Origin of the sequence: Weissella fangxianensis (genome assembly GCF_024718545.1) — a bacterium.
GTDB lineage: Bacteria > Bacillota > Bacilli > Lactobacillales > Lactobacillaceae > Weissella > Weissella fangxianensis.
The window spans coordinates 1-15,897 of record NZ_JAMXDB010000038.1 but is presented as its reverse complement, the minus strand read 5'-3'; the positions used below and the strand labels follow the sequence as shown (position 1 = coordinate 15,897).

Here is a 15,897-nt window from a genome sequence, read left to right as displayed (position 1 = left end):
CTACAACTATTTAATCGTCACCAAATTAAAGTAAACTTCATGAACTTATTAACACAAAAAACGACCATGAATCTGACATAATCTGTCAGATTCACAGTCGCTTTTCACAAACCTAATTAATCGATTTTACTGTTTTTCACGCTATTTGACACAGAGCCAAGAAAAATAGGAACAATTTTGCACAAAAAAAGCGTTCAACATAAGGTTACGTTGAACGCTCTGTTTTAAATTTTACCCAAATGAATATTACAACTATGTAATAGTATAATCACCACAAAACATCTTCCATTACATTATTTTAAGGCTAGGTTTGTCAAAAAACATAATAAATTTTCACTATCTTGCGATTAATTTTTTCAGTTTAATATACATATTATATTTAAATTTATTTACCGGTATGTCAAAAGTACCAATTAATTGCTGTGCGACACCCTCAAATTGCGTCTTGAACTTTAACACACCATCGGTACCGTCAAATTTACCGTCAATGCCTAAGAAGTTATACGTTTTAACCCCTAATTTTTGCGAAATTTGTAACATATAGTCTTGAATCTGGTAAGGTGCATAGAATTCACTGTATTCTTCATATGATCCCGAGAATAAATAATCCGTTTCTTGCGGCATAATGATGAACATAGCTGCAGCAACTGGAATTACATCTTTTCCTGCATGAATCCGCATTTGCTTACCATGTTCAATGCGTATTTTATGATTTTCCCTTTGTTTAAATAATTCACTAAGTTGTTTATCAATACGCGTTTTATTAGCAGCTGTCTCACGTTTCTGCTGTAACTTATCAATATCACGGTTGGCCTTTTCCAGTTTATCGGTCGCAACTTGAATATACTTCGAGAAGCATACTTCTGCTACTACAAACTTAATCCGATCCTGGAATTTATCATACGCTGTTTCAAAATAAATTAGATCTTTACTCAAGAAATGCCGACGTTCAGCCGTATCATCAATAATTTGTTTAAACATTGGTAATTCTTCTCTAGATAGTTCACGCACATTAACTTGATAGAGTTTATTCTTCTTTAAATACTGCTTGGCCATCTTATGGTAGCTCTTTGATATTTCCGGGTATGTTTGACCATCAATCTTTTTCACATATTGCCAAACTGTCACTCCAGTATCTTGCATCCCATACTTAAATGGTTCATGTGTGAACCCTAAACTACACATCGTATCAAGAATTTGCTTTTTAGGTGTACAAATTGGTTGGCCATCATTGTCGAATTCTTGATAAATCGCATTTGGCGACACACTTAAATACAACCCTTTATTATGTTTAGCATACTGTACTAAACCATCAAAAAAACATTGCAAAGCATCCTTATCAGCCCAATCCTTTACAATTGGTCCGTAATCTAATGAATACTTATAACCTAATTTTGTTGGGTCTCAATTAACGACCCCCCCCCGCAAGAATTTCGTCTATATCGTTCACAACACCAAATACTTTTGCTTTACGACCTCTACTTAACAATAATTCAAATTGAAAACTACTTTGACCAAAGTTCCCTAACTCATTAGTTTCCACAAACTCTTCCCATTGGTCTAATTGACTATCTAGTTCTTTAAACTTCATAATTTTTCGAAAACCCATTCCTATATTTATTGATAATAATACATATATGTAAACAACATTAATTGTACACCATGATTCACTGAGACTAAAATAGCTTAAAAAATTCAATGAAAATTTAAACTGTTTGGTGACTAAAGTTACTCTAATAAATAATTTTCATTACAGTAAAGTGATAGGAAATCCAGCACTAAGATATAAGATAACTACTTAATATATAAGGAAAAAATCATCTCATATTCAAAAAAACCTAAGAGCTAAGTGCTTTGTAGCACAGGTTCTTAGACTTGTATCTTACATATATACGTATTTTCCGTTTAAACAAACTACTTTTGGTTACTAATTTTTTTACGAGTAATGAAATAAACTGTACAATTACCGGACTAATTGATTTACATTTTCCTTCACGTCAGGATCCTTTTGTGCTTGTTCTGGACTCTTAAAGTACCAGTTATAAACCGAGTCAGAGTAATATGTCATTCCCGAATTAAATTTACTGTTACCGTAAGTTTCATGATAAATACGACCAATTTCTCCACAACCTTGTTGTTTATCAACTAAACGATTGTTGTTAAACAAGTGATTAGTTCCTAATTTAGTTTTTTCTGCGGTTGTTCCGTCAGCTCTAGTTTTAACTCCTATATTATATTTATTAAAAAAGTAATTTTTTATTTGTTTTGGTGACCAAGTCGTCCGATATAGTGTGGGATCATCCTTGCGTAAATGTATATAATGTCCAGCTGGTGCCTTTTCAAATTGTTCGTCAATTTCTAATTTGCTAAAAGCCTCGTCTGATAGAGGTTGATTGTGTTTGTAGATGCCATACGAAACACCACCAGCGACAACAACGGCTGCTGCAATTAGACTAATTAACCATTTAATTCTTGTACTCATGTTTTACCTCCGACTGGTTCTATGAACGTTGTGGATTATCTTTTCGGGGATAAGCCTGTCTTAAATCTTGTTGAACTTCCCTCTGCAGATTATTATACGTGTTGTTTGTCGCGCGTTGGTTTGTTTGAACTCGGTTAGTTGGCTGAACAGTACCTCGTTGACTAGTTGCCCGCTGCGAAGTTACCCCTTGATTATTAACTGGTTGGCGATTAGTCCCCACTGAATTAACTGGTTGTACCGGCGTTGGATTAGGCTGTGGTTGTTGCATCTGACTTGATTGCTGATTAGGCATTGCTAGCGAACTAGTGCTTGTTGGTGCAACCGCTGGACCATTAAATGATCCCATTGACTGTGGTTGACCACTTTGACGACCAGTCACTGACGGTGTCGTTTTTGGTGGGGTAACTGCCGGTCTTGCAGTTGCTTGACTACCATCACGACTAGTGACAGATGCTTGCGACGATTCGCTTGAACCACTGCTGCTTGCCACATTATTCGGTAAGATAAGTCCTGGTTGTCCACCAGTTGCTGTGTTACCAGAACCTACCACACCACCATTTTCAGGTTGATCACCGGTTGGCTGGCTGGTTTGCGCCATGGTACCTGCATTACCACTGATTGCTCGCCCTGGTTGTGTACCGGGATTATGTGCTTGTGCTGGTGTTCGTGATCCGCTGGTACCAGGTACCGCTTGCGTATCACTAGTGGTATTGGCACCGGTAGTCGTCGCTCCGGCTGCTTGACTAGCTGTTTCAGGGTGATCTGCACTGGTATTTGGTCCACTAGCAGCTGCATTAATTGGCAAACCGCTTGTCCCAAGACTATTTGCCGATGTAGCTGTTTGTTGGCCTTGACCACCACTGGCACCACCTTGTACTGCTTGCTGTGTTGCATTACCACGTTTACCAGCTTGACTAACTTTTTCCTTCATAGCCTGGGCACCACTAGCAACTTTCTGACCACCAGCCATTGCTTTTTGACCACCTTTGGCAACACCATGTCCAACAGCACCCGCTGTCCGCACGGCCGATCCAGACAATCCTTTGGATGCACGACCAACACCTGCGGTGACCGCAACGGCACCAATGAGGCCACTAGCCGTGCCACCATGACCCGTTGGCATACCCGTCCAGTCGTCAATCAAAGCAAATCCTGATAACAACCCTTTACCGGCAGCTAACAATAGCGCCACGCTTACCACAGTATAAGGTCCCCAAGAGAGATTTTGATCGTTAATTGCTATCATACCCCATTGCACGAAAGCAAAGAATAAAACCAAATTTAAAGGCAATAAAGCCATGCCTAAGATACTACCTTCCATCACATGCAGAATTTGCATTGCCTTTTTACCTTCCATATCGCGAAAGGCTAATGCTAGTAAGGTTAGTGAATAATAAGCTAACCGGAAGAAGCGCACAATTAGTTCAATAATTGCTAAGAATCCGACAATCGCAAAGACAATCTCTGCTGCAATAATCCCAATCCAGTTCACTTTCACCCGTGGGTAAACTTCTTCGGTACCTTTTAACCAACCACCTTTATCAACTTTCTTGATTGTGCTTTCTCCTTGTTTATTCGCAAAAACATCTTTAGCCTTATCCTTCATACCCTTTTTGACATCGTCATCAATAGTATCCGTAAAAATGGATGACTTAACAATCGCGTTGGATGAATTTTTTTGAATTGGGCTATAATCATGAATTTTTTTATCATCCACATTGAAATTATCCTGGGCCACCTTTTTAAGATCAACAGAGTTATTTTTCCAAATATCTGTCAAAATACTATGACTCCCTGACCGAACATCCGTTGTACTGGTGCCCCCTAAAAGTTCCGCATCCATACTTTTAGCGACCTGGGTACCACCTGAAATGAGTAGTGGCACCATAGCAATGATAATCACCGCTGTTACAATACCGGCTGGCCATTCTTTACCTCGACGACCAGAAGTTAAATTAAATTGAATCACTTGAATCGCCAACATCAAAGCTAAAATAATAATTCCAACCATAAAGAAAATCCCAATATACTGGGTTAATCCGTATCCGGACATATCTTGTCCTGAACCATCGGCTTTGGTGAATAGACTACTAAAATCCATTAGTTTCCAGGCTGCATGCCAGGCGGTTAGTACGGCGTTTGCTAAGTCATAACACAAATCCGCAATTCCTTGACACATCATCTGTAAAACTGACAAAAACATGCGTGATTTTGGTTGTAAATAATCGGCCCATGATTCATAAAACGCATTTGTGGGGCCACTTGCTGGTAGTGGTACCAATCCAATCATGTTTGTTCCTCGCTTTCCTTAATTTTCTGTGACTTGTGCCTCACGCAGTTCGTCAATGTTCATTAGTAAATCAAAACACCGTTCATCATCTGCCAGGAATTCCCGCATCGCAGCTTGTTGGTTTAAATCAACATGTCGTTTAAAGAATTGATGGTCGACGGCATCGGCTTGTACCGCTAACTTCTCGGCATCAGCTGTGATGGTTGGTGTATCTAGTGCCGTTGCAATCATATCTTCAACTTGTGCCATGAAATCGGCATTCGTTAAATCAACAATTGAGACTAACTTCTCATTTGCATGTTGTGCAAAATCACGTTGCCAAATCGTATAATCATCCACTTCCTCCTCATCATTGATTTCCTCACTGCCTTTGTCAGCCACCGGTTGACTTTCGTCACTGTCAGATACCGGCTGTTCTACTGGTTGTTTAACCGTTACCATTGTATTGGTAGCAGACGAATTCATCATTGCCGCATCTAAGGTCGTCTCATTTGATGTTTCTGACACATCAGTACTCATATTGACTGCTGGTGCTGTCTCAATTTCAGTTTCAATGGTTTCCGGATTCACCTGGGCAGCTAATTGCTTGAAATACCCACTGTAATCCTGGAAAATGTCTTGATAACTTAAATGCTTGGTGTTGTTCTTAATGCGCAAATCCGTGGTGTAGTAATCCAAACGATAGCTTTTACCAATGAGATCACAAGCATTCGGCATCAATGTTTTGCCGGTATCGAAAATCGGTAGCGGTCGAATGCGGCGCCACTTCTTATCATTTCGCTTTGCCGTACGCATAATTACCATTTCACCATCATTTAACTCCTCTAATTCTTTGGCTGATAGTAATGGCATCTTATCAATTGAAATTTGGCGATTGCCTCGGTCTTGTTGTTGCTCACCCATTTGCGAGTTCACAATTTCTTTTTGCACCTCAATTTCACCTAAACGATCGGATACAGCTTGGTTGGTATCACGATCCTTGGTTTGAATATGAAATTGCGTCAACATGTTATTCATAATTTCTTTGGCTTCTGATTCTGAATAATGCTTGGCCACTTGCACATCATCTTGTACATACATATCCACAATATGACCGTAGGTTAAGCCACGGGTTAAGAAGTTATCAAAGCCTGGAATCCGGGGAAACATTGAAAACTCATTCAACTTGTAGATAATCTGCCGGTCCATCTTACGACGAGTAATTTCTGAAGCAATTTGCGTATTAACTGAAAAAACCTGACCTAAGAACAATGACGCAATTGCAGCATAATTATCATTACTTTGTGGCGTCACAATAAATACGGCCTTGGGCTTTTCGGAATAACGTAAGTCAAAAGTAGCCGGCTCATCGCTAATTAACGCTTGCTGCAAAGGATACGTCACCACTTGTTTAACGGGTTGTTGACTATGTGGATCAATTTTGACTTGTTGATTCAATTGACGCTTAACGCGTTTCTCACCCGTAATTTGCAGCCATGACTTTTGCAGATGCTTTGGATTTCCCTTGTCAGCAAAGTGAATCTTAATCAGCCATTCATCAGGAAAAACTTGATGGAACGGATATTGAATAACCCCGGCACGACTCACTTTCACGGCATCTTGTTCCAAATAATGCCCTTGAGGTGCGTCATCTTGGCGTTTGTAGAGTTCTACTAATGCCGTTGCACCGGCATAGTCTGTTGGGACATTCACCTTTAGCATTCGTGGAAAACCATAATCAGCAATTTGAATGGTTGACCGTGAGGTAAGTCGTGCAACGGTTTCAGAAGCAAATAAACTGGAACGACTTTGAAGCGTAAACATAACGGATGATTTGGTATCACCAGTCGCCCCTAAGTAAGATCCCGCTTTTAGAATCGCCTCATTAATAATTGGGGGCATCGGATCTAATTGACGTAACATGTTAAAGTATTGCGTTAATCCATCCAAATTCTTGTCCTTGGCATCATTAAATTGATTCACAGAATTAATGAATTGCGGCACCCCTGCTGGTGTAGCCAATGTTTGATCATCTTGGGCCATCGCTAACCATAAGAGAATCAGAATAATCGCTAATTGCGTGTCTTCCGCTGTCTTATCCCAAATATCATTACCACCTTCAGATGAACTCGATGAGCCAATAATTTGGACAATGACCATTGCCTCGTCTCGGGCCTTATCTAATTCACCCGCCATTGCATAATTCAAAGCAACTTGAAACGGGTTCCACGATTCAGACCAATCCGTGTCGGCAATGTTGAGTAATTGCACTTCATATCCGGCCTTTTGTAGTGGTATAAACGACATCTTGGCATCTTCATTTTTTGCATCAGTATCAATGATATTGGGTTGCACTTCAGCCCGGCGCATAATATCAATAAAATTATAGCCGCGACGTTGGTCCTTACCAGAACGGGTTGCCCCGGTGGTAATCGCGTGTGTCGGTTTTGGATCAATCCAATAAAAGCCTTGAAACCCACCTTCAACCGTGCGTTGGGCATCAAAATACTTGTTTAATAGTGGTAGTTGCATCAACCGTGGTCGCACTTGCTGGTACCACTTGGGGAATGTTTCGCGATTCAAACCCAAGGGAGCTTTCATCACTTGTTTTAACCAAAGGAATGGATGCAATTTGAAAAACGCAAACGCATAACCGGAAATGTGACTAATCGGTTGCCCTGCCGGACCCTTATAAAATTTATTACGATCAGGAATTAACACATAGGTGCGTTCAATTTCGTGCAGTGTGGCCCAGCGATTTTGATTGGTTGTCCTGTCGCCAAATTTTTGTACCCAGTCATACCAATTCTTAATCCCTAACCGGCAGAAAATGGCAAACATGACCACCATAATCGCCCAAATGATATAAGACTGTTCATGTAAGACACCACCAGATAATGAAAACATGACATATTGTTGCAAGTAATCCCAACCAAAAGCCGGTTTAAAGTATACATTGAACATATTCAACGCCATGTTGCCCAACCCAGAACGAATAATGTACCAAAGTGCGCCTGCTAAAGTTCCCACCAGCAGCGCCATCATAATGCCTAAGGCACAATAACCGGCAAAAACAAGTCCTTGAAACCAGAATTGACCCCGCAAGCGAATTTGACTTTGTTTTTCATACGATCGGGCTTGTTCATAACGGTTGCCAAACCACTCTTTACTCATGAAACCTCCTCCTCTTGGTTGCTTGGTAATTCTGTTTGCGAAACAACGGCTTGCCAACTCCCCCGTGGATGCGTGGCATCCGGCGGATTACCCCATGCCCGAAAGACAAAGGAATGCCCTTTGACTTGACCAGTGCGACGTTCGTGTAAAATTGCGGTGGCCATCTGTGCTTCCACAAATTCCATGATGGAATCATCCAGTGGGCGTACACCTAAACTCTTCCGATAACCTTTATTAACGAGGAAATCAATGAGTGGATGCGTGGCGATCACCCGATCATCCACAAATTCTTGGCCACTTGCAAAACTTGGAATTAATTGGCTAACATCTTGCGTACGATAAACCAATTGATAACCTTGCCGTTGGGCTTGTTGATTAAGTTTCGTCAGTTTCAAATCAATAATGCGCTTCACATCCGGCACATCTAATGGTTTAAAAATAATAGTAGCGCCAATACGACAGATAAATTCTTGCCGTAAACCGGCTCCTAATAAGGCATTTTCAAAATTTTTACTGAAGGTCAATTGATGCTGTGAATCATGCCGGTAGTCATCACTTTTAGCTGCGCGTTCAATAATTAATTGATGCCCAATGTTGGTGGTCATGACAACAATCAAATCTTTAAAGTTAATCGTTTGACCACGTTCGTTGGTTAAACGACCATCGTCTAGGATTTGTAGCAATAAATCTAAGACCATCGGGTCCGCCTTTTCAATCTCATCCAATAATAAAACTGAATAGGGATTAAACTTCACCGCTTCGGCTGCCCGCTCGGCAAACCGTTGCATCGATTGCTTAGCAAATTTAAATTCCGACATATCAAAGCGGATTAATTGCCGTTCATCACCAAAGTAATGCGTTGCTAACGCTTTGGCGGTTTCCGTTTTCCCCACACCGGGTGTTCCGGCTAATAGAAATGACAAGGGCTTACTCATATCACCTAAACCAGCAGTACGAACACGAATACTCGTGACAATTTTTTTCAACGCTGCGTTTTGACCAATCACTTGACGCTGCATCCGTTCGTACAACTGAAACAAGCGGTTGTCATCTTCTTCCGTCAAAACTGACATTGGTACGCGATAGCGTTCGTTAATAATACTGGCGACATCCGTTGTCGTTAATACTGAATGGTCATTCATTTTTGCCGCTACTAAGGCATTATCAAGCAAGGTAATCGCCTTCTCCGGGAAAAAATGTGTGGTAATGTACCGGTCAGAAAATTGAATAATGGTGTCAATGACTGGATCAGGTACAGCAACATGATCCGTGGTTGCTGCAATGATTCGCTGTAAAGTTGTTTTGGTTTGAGCTGGCGTAAATTCATCTAGCATGACTTTATCAAAACGACGTTCCATTGCATTATCAGATTCAATATATTGTTTAAATTCTGCCGTTGTGGTGGCGCCAATAACTTGAATTTCACCCCGGCCGATGGCCGGCTTTAAGATATTAGCGGCATCCATACCAGACGTGCCTTCAGCACCTGTGCCAATTAATTCGTGCATCTCATCAATAAATAATAAGATCTGGGGATTTGCTTTAACTTCAGCCACTAAATGATGCAGATTTGAGGCAAAATTACCACCAGCGGTTGTCGTCATTAAACTGGCTAACTCTAATGAATGGACTTCACGATTGACTAACGTGCCATGTAAACTGTCATCTTGCGTCAAGATGCGTTTCACCAATTCTTCGACTAAGGCAGTTTTTCCAACCCCGGCTTCACCTAAGACTGCGGCACTATTTTTCTTATGTTGATTTAAAATGCGAATCAGCCGACCTAATTCTGCATCACGACCAAACGCCCCATATTCTGACGGTTGTGCAGCAATGACTTGATTTAAATTGGTTGTAAACGCTTCTAGATAGGTGTTGGTCATACCTCATCATCTCCTCCCAGTGGTAAATCGTCATCATCTTGTTTGGCAACCCGCGTTTGTTCTGACAGAGAAATTGTTTCGGTTTTTGCCTGTTGTTGTCTTTGCTGCATCTGGGCTAATTCTTCTTCAGTAAAGAGTTGTTCGATGCCTTGTCCTTGTTGACGAGCTTCAATATTCGCGCGGCGTTGTTCAGCTTCTTGATCAAGTTCTGCTTGAATATCTTGCATTAAAGAATCATCTTGTCGAATTTCATTTAAGCGTTTTTCTAAAGCAGCCGCTTGTTTTTGCGTATCCATAAAATGCTCTCCTTGTAGTTCCATATCCTGCGTTGTCGTTAAAGTCGGTACTAGATCAGCTGGGACCACTTCAGCATCGACTGGAAAAACATTAACTAACGTCATGTGTTGCGCATCTTGTTGTATCGTCACTTCATATTCCTCATTTAAAACCGGATCACCGGCAGGAAATAAACTATGATATTGCTCGGCGGTCACCGGTAATTCTAATAAACCAGCTGCAGCTTGTGCCGTATCAATAGTCAGCATATAAAGTCCATTACCTTGGGCTACTTGTACCAGTTTGCCTTGTAAGGTGGTTAATTGTGTCATCGCTTAGGTCCTCGTGTTTCATTTGTTTGATCTTGAATTCCTTGGTTGGTTGCCAATTGTACAGCCGTTGGTTGTATGTTGGGCGCTGCACGACGGGTATGCGTTATTTGTTGCCCATCTGAGAGGCGATCTGCCAGATAATTTGTGATTGACGTACTCGCTCTAGTCACATCGGTTATTAGATTAGGTGATTTCTCTTTTAGGTCGGAAAATTCCTTTAAGTGATTAGTCCAATCACTCATATATTTTTCACTAATATCACCAGGTTCCACGCCGACATTTTTTAAGACCACATAACTGGTCATTTCAGCTTGCAACTCTTGCACCCCGTTAGGGATCTTGTCATCACTTTGTTGATGTAACGCCGTATGGCCCATTTCATGCGCTAACGTGGCAATCCGATCCGTCACGGGCAAATCTGGGCGTAAAATAATTGTTGGTTCATCCGGTTTTTGCCGATTAATCGCTGTCGCCCCCTTGGCTACCCCGTGACTCGTCATCGGCTTATGATCCGCTAAGAATTTAATCGCCCCTTGGTCTTGGTCAACCACCCGTGCATGTTGTTCATCTTGCGCATACTTTTTAAGCGTTTGATACACCGTTTCAAGGTGTTCCGGTGATTGGTCAGTGGCTAAATTAACTGGCCGATTTGGCAATAACTTGGGTAAGTCGTCCAATTTGGCATTAGTTTGCTTCACATCAAATACGGTCTCAATCTGATAATGCTTAACTGTTCGCGTTTCTAGCTCACCAGCTTTGGCTTGTTGCCGCTGTTCTGCTGTCGCATCACGCCAATAAACCCGATCACCGGCAGGAGTCACAATACTTTGTAGATTTTTGGGCGCCCCATAAATCTTCATACCCTTTTCGCCTTTATTAACTTGGATACCACGTTCAGCAAATTGTTTATAACCCATGACGATGGTGGCATCTTGCCGTTGGCCATAAATTAGTAAAGTATTACGAGGAGAATAGTTTTGCCCCTGGGCCACAAAATCCAAATATTGCTGTACTTCTTTGGGATCATTTTGATAATTTTGTACACGCGTCAAAGTATCTTTAATAATTTCTTCATTCCGCTCACGACTCTTACCCTTACGGTCTTCCCGCCGTTGCTGGCGCGCCACACGTTGCGGTTGGGCAACTTGCTTTTCATCAGTCGTTGCTTTTGCCACTGCTGGCTTGGCCTGTTGTGTAAACGTCTCTAGTGCGGCTAATTGTTGTTGGTTTTCATCCATTGTGAGTGTTTTAATAGCGGGGTCATGTGCCTTTAATTGATCGTTCCAATCTTTACCTTGTGTTGGGATTTGCCTAATATTTGTCATACCCTCAAATTGCAACATATCAAAGGGTGCTGCTGCTTTAAATCCGGCTAAATCATTATCCGTTGCCAAAACCAATTGCTTTGGTAAATGGCCGTTTAATTGCTTCATGCGATCAAGTTGTGACAAGACTTTTTGATGATCTGTCCCGGATAATGATAAGAAAGTCGTATTTTTATTGGTTGGTTCCGTAAAATGCATCTGGGCATAAGATAATGCATCAATTGGTGACTCAAACACGATTAACTGGTCAGCACCATTCCCTGTGCGAAAGTTATACCCGTAACGGGTATCCGAACCAGCGGCCACCTTTTTTTGCGTCCCACGTTTACCATATTTTTCAAAATTAATTTCAGTACCTTGTTGATCTAAACCAACAACTTGGTCATTTTCATCGTGCCATGGAAATAAAATCGCCGGCTTTTGCCATTCTTTTGTCTGGCGGTCCTGTCTTGGTTTACCTTGTTTAATAAAGTCAGCTTTCGCCAAACGTTGCACGAACGTGGCGTCAAAACCACGTTCGTTCACTAAATAATCTTCTGAATTGTTAGTGGTTTGCGCTATTCGCCATCTTTGCCAATTAAACTTGTAATTATTTTCCCGAGCGGATGCTTGATATTTAGCCTTCTCGGTCTCATCTTGTCCGTTGTAATGCCGACCAAATTCTGACCAGCGCACCCAGGCTTCTTTCGGGGTGACGTCCTCATACGCAGCAATAAAGTCACCTAAATCACCCGAAATTTGTTTGGAGTTCCAAAAAAAGACATTCTTATCAGTATTAATGACACAACTATCATGGTCCACAAGCCGCAAGCGGTTGTGTTCCGTCTTATAATCAATTCCTTTGTAATCTAAATAGCCTTGAATCGGTAAGGCTTTCATTGCTGCACGATTAATAGCCATCTTGCTCACCTCCGTCATCAGCGGGGACTTGTGTTGGATCAACCTGGGCAATAAAATTGGCCACTTCCGTTAAATCATCCGTTTTTAGATTCGTTTGTAATTGTTTAACCAGTTCTAATTGGACTTGTTGATTTAACGTTGCTAATTCTTCCTTCAACACTTTTACGCGTTCCTCGGCGTTTGCCAATTCATTCTTCTTCTTTGCTAAACGTGTTGCTAATTTCTTCGATACCATATGATAGCCTCCCTAAATAACTAAATTCATTGCTTTACTTTAGGGTTATCGTAACGAATTTTAATAGGCCTATGTAAAAGTGTCCCAAACAATTTTTCAAACAGTAATAACCTAGTAACCCCAGGCCCCGCAAGCGGGGGTCAAAGCAGGCTTACGCCTGCCACCACCTGATGTTACTGGGCCTGCCTTATGTGCCTATCATTTATAGCAAGACAGCAGTTCTGCTAAGTCGCAAGCGACTAAGAACAACTAGTGCCAAGCACAAGGGTAAATAGCACGGCTGCGCCGCCCTTGTGCTTGTCCCCGCTATCTGCTAAAAATTTCCCGTCACAACGACAAACCCAGCAACAACAGGTGGTTGCTGGCAGATAAATTTTTTGTCACACCTAGTCAATCTTAAAGGAGTTTTACTATGTCTCAAAACTTAACCGACTTTTCATTAACGTTTTTAGCGTGGTGTTCGTCCCACACCGTTACCTTTCGCAAACGATAATTTTGCCGATATTGATTTATCAACCAGTGAGCTTGATGATTTGATTATGAAATTATTAGTAGCCCGTAAGGAACAAGACACCGTAACCATTCGTTTAGGCAATGACGACTATCAAAAAGATGTCGAAAGTCTAAAAACACTCATTAAATACGCTGAACAACAAGGAGAATAACCATGACCAAAACTTATTATGACGATTTTACAAAGTTGCCCCTAACCAAAATGGCGCAAGCTATGGCTGATATAACCTTTGGTTATAAAGAAACTCAAGTACCCAAAGAACACTACAAAAAAGCCTTATCTACTGGTTATGAGGAACTGGTATCGGCTAACGTCAACGCAAAATTAGTTGAAACGATTTATAACATGCTAAGTGATTTACAAAAAGAAAGCCCCCGGCTATTCTTTCAAGCCTTGTTATTAATGGACACCGGGGTTAAAGCAAGTACCATGTCCGCAAGCCAGTATCAAGCGCTATCCGTTGCGACTGATCAATTTGCTCAAACAAAAAAGGCGCACATGTTGAATGAACAAACACATACGACCTTTAATGATGTATTAGAAAACGGTACCTTGTATCACTTTAGAAATGAAGGAAAAAACTAATGAAAGTACGCATTTTATTTGAGGAATATCGCCAAAAAGAAGTCACCCTTGACTTAACCCCTGAAATGAACATTGACGATTTAAGTCAACAAGCAATGAATATGTACGACAACGGCGAGATTAGCCTAACCCCAGATGACACCCAATCAGTTCATCTACATGTAAAAAACGATTTTGAAAGGTAAGAGAAACCATGAAAAAAGAAATTTACGTCACATTTGAAGAAACACTAACCCGTACCGTTGCGCTAACAGTCGATAGTGAAAACGAGCTTGACCAACAAGTGCGACAAGCCTACCAGAACGAACAAGTCGTGTTATCCGCTACCGACTTAACAAATGCACAATATCTCATCAATACGCCAACCACTGACACCGGTTGGATTGAAATTTAAATCACCGGGGCGCACTGCGCCCTTCCCTGCGTGCCCCAGTCCCCGCAAGCGGGGCTCCCTTACACCCCCGACCCCACCGGGGACAAACGGTTCCGCTTGGCGCAACCGTCCTTTCATCACCTATCCTTCCTTTTTGCCATCCAAACTCTAATACAGGCAGTGTTTCTAAGTGCCCAGGCACTAAGCAACACTAGGCCCGATGACAAGGGTAAATAGCACAGCTACGCTGCCCTTGTCATCGGACACCGCCTGTATCACACTTCTCCTGTCAAAATGAAAGTTTGGTTAGTTGCTGAAAGGCAATTGACCAACAGAAAAATTTTAGGAGGCCAGCTATGATACGAACAACCGTCACAACACCTATAACGACTTACCAATTAAAAATTCAACAACAACACAATCAAGTCTCGTTTGGGATTAAGGCTAGTACCACTAATTTAATGGCAGTCACCTTTCAATTAAACGTCAATGATGCTGACATAGCACATTACTTCGTTAATTACTTAGGGACTATCCTAGCAGTGACTTTTCAACACTCCATGTCTGATGCAAACTTTTTATCACAATTACAAAAACTTATTACACAAAAATTAGCAAATTGGCAAGCGGGTTATCAATACTTATAGCCAGTTGTTAGCATCGTAAAAATGATATATTAAACTTATGGAATGTGGCTGCCGAAAAGATCGCTCTGACAAAAACTCCTTTAAGCAAAAAAATTGTCTTCTCCAATAGGATAGTAAACACCTGTTGTCAGATTCCCTAGCTCATATGAGTTAGGATACATAATGTTTTACACCTCTAGAAAGGAGTCGACTATGCCTTACTTTATTCTTTACCTGCTGTTATTTCTCGTCTGCTATATTTTTGGTCTCACCATTGGTTGGTCCTGGCGAATCATTCGTTGGTTAGTGATTTTGATTGTATCTGTCAGCTGGTGGCTCTTTAAAATTGTAGGAATTTGCTTGCTCTGTGGCATTGCTTTTTGTGGTGGTTATATGTGGAGTTATCTGCGAAGTAAATGGCAACAATTCCATCCGAATAACCCCTAACTTATAAACTGGTCTACTTTGTGAAATTGCTTGAATTTCAAGTTTGTGAAATGTGCCGGCAGCCAAAAAATAAGTTTGTGAATTTGATGAATTGCACAAACCATTGTCAGGACCGGTAAATCAACAACTCATGATATGCTGTATTATGTCAACTTAGATTGGTATAGGTGGTATTTTGGGCGACTTAGCTAATTAAAGAAGCAGAAACAGATGTAATGATATCTGTTTCTGCTTCTAATGTTAATATATTATCAACTTATGTAAATACATACATTTAAAAATTCACAAAAAATTTTTATTATATACGTCCATAAATAATTTAGTTAATTTAAATTGTTCAATTAGTTGAAGTGCTCCTATCCTAGTATTTGGTACATAAATTTCTGAACAGTTGTGCCATAATTAATAAAACAAGATAGGAGCATTCCAATGAAACGATATCAAGATGATTTTAAAGCCAGCATTGTGAAGATGCA

At 40.9% G+C, this 15,897-nt stretch carries 13 protein-coding genes and 1 pseudogene; 5 read left to right on the top strand and 9 right to left on the bottom strand.

Features of this window, described 5'->3' with window-relative positions; all coding sequences use genetic code 11:
* Positions 1 to 336: 336 nt before the first annotated feature.
* The 9 genes and pseudogenes from NGR58_RS08515 to NGR58_RS08475 form a co-directional block, all read right to left on the bottom strand.
* A pseudogene (locus tag NGR58_RS08515) lies at positions 337 to 1,386 on the bottom strand (peptidoglycan bridge formation glycyltransferase FemA/FemB family protein); the annotation flags it as partial.
* 22 nt (positions 1,387 to 1,408) lie between these two features.
* Positions 1,409 to 1,591, bottom strand: coding sequence for an aminoacyltransferase (locus NGR58_RS08510; RefSeq protein WP_258089106.1), 183 nt, complete (start codon positions 1,589 to 1,591; stop codon positions 1,409 to 1,411).
* Positions 1,592 to 1,963: 372 nt separating this feature from the next.
* A complete protein-coding gene (locus tag NGR58_RS08505) occupies positions 1,964 to 2,482 on the bottom strand; it encodes a hypothetical protein (RefSeq protein WP_258089105.1) in 519 nt (172 codons plus the stop codon).
* A 19-nt stretch (positions 2,483 to 2,501) separates the two neighbouring features.
* Complete coding sequence (locus NGR58_RS08500) at positions 2,502 to 4,772, bottom strand: pLS20_p028 family conjugation system transmembrane protein (RefSeq protein ID WP_258089104.1); 2,271 nt, start codon at positions 4,770 to 4,772, stop codon at positions 2,502 to 2,504.
* Between the two features lie 18 nt (positions 4,773 to 4,790).
* Complete coding sequence (locus NGR58_RS08495) at positions 4,791 to 7,925, bottom strand: type IV secretory system conjugative DNA transfer family protein (RefSeq protein ID WP_258089103.1); 3,135 nt, start codon at positions 7,923 to 7,925, stop codon at positions 4,791 to 4,793.
* Positions 7,922 to 9,808, bottom strand: coding sequence for an AAA family ATPase (locus NGR58_RS08490; RefSeq protein WP_258089102.1), 1,887 nt, complete (start codon positions 9,806 to 9,808; stop codon positions 7,922 to 7,924). Before NGR58_RS08490 ends, NGR58_RS08495 begins: the two co-directional genes overlap by 4 nt.
* A complete protein-coding gene (locus NGR58_RS08485) occupies positions 9,805 to 10,416 on the bottom strand; it encodes a hypothetical protein (protein WP_258089101.1) in 612 nt (203 codons plus the stop codon). Before NGR58_RS08485 ends, NGR58_RS08490 begins: the two co-directional genes overlap by 4 nt.
* Positions 10,413 to 12,641, bottom strand: a complete 2,229-nt coding sequence (locus tag NGR58_RS08480) for a toprim domain-containing protein (protein ID WP_258089100.1) — start codon at positions 12,639 to 12,641, stop codon at positions 10,413 to 10,415. The genes NGR58_RS08485 and NGR58_RS08480 overlap by 4 nt, the downstream gene beginning before the upstream one ends.
* The gene (locus NGR58_RS08475) at positions 12,631 to 12,876 is read right to left on the bottom strand and encodes a hypothetical protein (protein WP_258089099.1); all 246 of its coding nucleotides are present in this window, start codon (positions 12,874 to 12,876) and stop codon (positions 12,631 to 12,633) included. Before NGR58_RS08475 ends, NGR58_RS08480 begins: the two co-directional genes overlap by 11 nt.
* 539 nt (positions 12,877 to 13,415) lie before the next feature.
* Here NGR58_RS08475 and NGR58_RS08470 point away from each other — a divergent pair.
* The 5 genes from NGR58_RS08470 to NGR58_RS08450 all read left to right on the top strand — a co-directional run bounded on the left by NGR58_RS08470 (position 13,416) and on the right by NGR58_RS08450 (position 14,995).
* A complete protein-coding gene (locus NGR58_RS08470) occupies positions 13,416 to 13,541 on the top strand; it encodes a hypothetical protein (protein ID WP_258089098.1) in 126 nt (41 codons plus the stop codon).
* Positions 13,542 to 13,543: 2 nt separating this feature from the next.
* Positions 13,544 to 13,975, top strand: a complete 432-nt coding sequence (locus NGR58_RS08465; protein ID WP_258089097.1) for a hypothetical protein — start codon at positions 13,544 to 13,546, stop codon at positions 13,973 to 13,975.
* Positions 13,975 to 14,160, top strand: a complete 186-nt coding sequence (locus tag NGR58_RS08460; protein ID WP_043941729.1) for a hypothetical protein — start codon at positions 13,975 to 13,977, stop codon at positions 14,158 to 14,160. The genes NGR58_RS08465 and NGR58_RS08460 overlap by 1 nt, the downstream gene beginning before the upstream one ends.
* Positions 14,161 to 14,168: 8 nt before the next feature.
* A complete protein-coding gene (locus NGR58_RS08455; protein ID WP_258089096.1) occupies positions 14,169 to 14,369 on the top strand; it encodes a DpnD/PcfM family protein in 201 nt (66 codons plus the stop codon).
* Positions 14,370 to 14,704: 335 nt separating this feature from the next.
* Positions 14,705 to 14,995 (top strand): hypothetical protein, encoded by a 291-nt coding sequence (locus NGR58_RS08450; protein ID WP_258089095.1) that lies wholly within the window; start codon positions 14,705 to 14,707, stop codon positions 14,993 to 14,995.
* Positions 14,996 to 15,897: the final 902 nt, after the last annotated feature.

What these genes read in the sequence shown, in the direction of transcription:
- NGR58_RS08510 (WP_258089106.1), bottom strand. Translation starts at nt 1,591, where the DNA reads ATGAAGTTTAAAGAACTAGATAGTCAATTAGACCAATGGGAAGAGTTT.
- NGR58_RS08505 (WP_258089105.1), bottom strand. Translation starts at nt 2,482, where the DNA reads ATGAGTACAAGAATTAAATGGTTAATTAGTCTAATTGCAGCAGCCGTT.
- NGR58_RS08500 (WP_258089104.1), bottom strand. Translation starts at nt 4,772, where the DNA reads ATGATTGGATTGGTACCACTACCAGCAAGTGGCCCCACAAATGCGTTT.
- NGR58_RS08495 (WP_258089103.1), bottom strand. Translation starts at nt 7,925, where the DNA reads ATGAGTAAAGAGTGGTTTGGCAACCGTTATGAACAAGCCCGATCGTAT.
- NGR58_RS08490 (WP_258089102.1), bottom strand. Translation starts at nt 9,808, where the DNA reads ATGACCAACACCTATCTAGAAGCGTTTACAACCAATTTAAATCAAGTC.
- NGR58_RS08485 (WP_258089101.1), bottom strand. Translation starts at nt 10,416, where the DNA reads ATGACACAATTAACCACCTTACAAGGCAAACTGGTACAAGTAGCCCAA.
- NGR58_RS08480 (WP_258089100.1), bottom strand. Translation starts at nt 12,641, where the DNA reads ATGGCTATTAATCGTGCAGCAATGAAAGCCTTACCGATTCAAGGCTAT.
- NGR58_RS08475 (WP_258089099.1), bottom strand. Translation starts at nt 12,876, where the DNA reads ATGGTATCGAAGAAATTAGCAACACGTTTAGCAAAGAAGAAGAATGAA.
- NGR58_RS08470 (WP_258089098.1), top strand. Translation starts at nt 13,416, where the DNA reads ATGAAATTATTAGTAGCCCGTAAGGAACAAGACACCGTAACCATTCGT.
- NGR58_RS08465 (WP_258089097.1), top strand. Translation starts at nt 13,544, where the DNA reads ATGACCAAAACTTATTATGACGATTTTACAAAGTTGCCCCTAACCAAA.
- NGR58_RS08460 (WP_043941729.1), top strand. Translation starts at nt 13,975, where the DNA reads ATGAAAGTACGCATTTTATTTGAGGAATATCGCCAAAAAGAAGTCACC.
- NGR58_RS08455 (WP_258089096.1), top strand. Translation starts at nt 14,169, where the DNA reads ATGAAAAAAGAAATTTACGTCACATTTGAAGAAACACTAACCCGTACC.
- NGR58_RS08450 (WP_258089095.1), top strand. Translation starts at nt 14,705, where the DNA reads ATGATACGAACAACCGTCACAACACCTATAACGACTTACCAATTAAAA.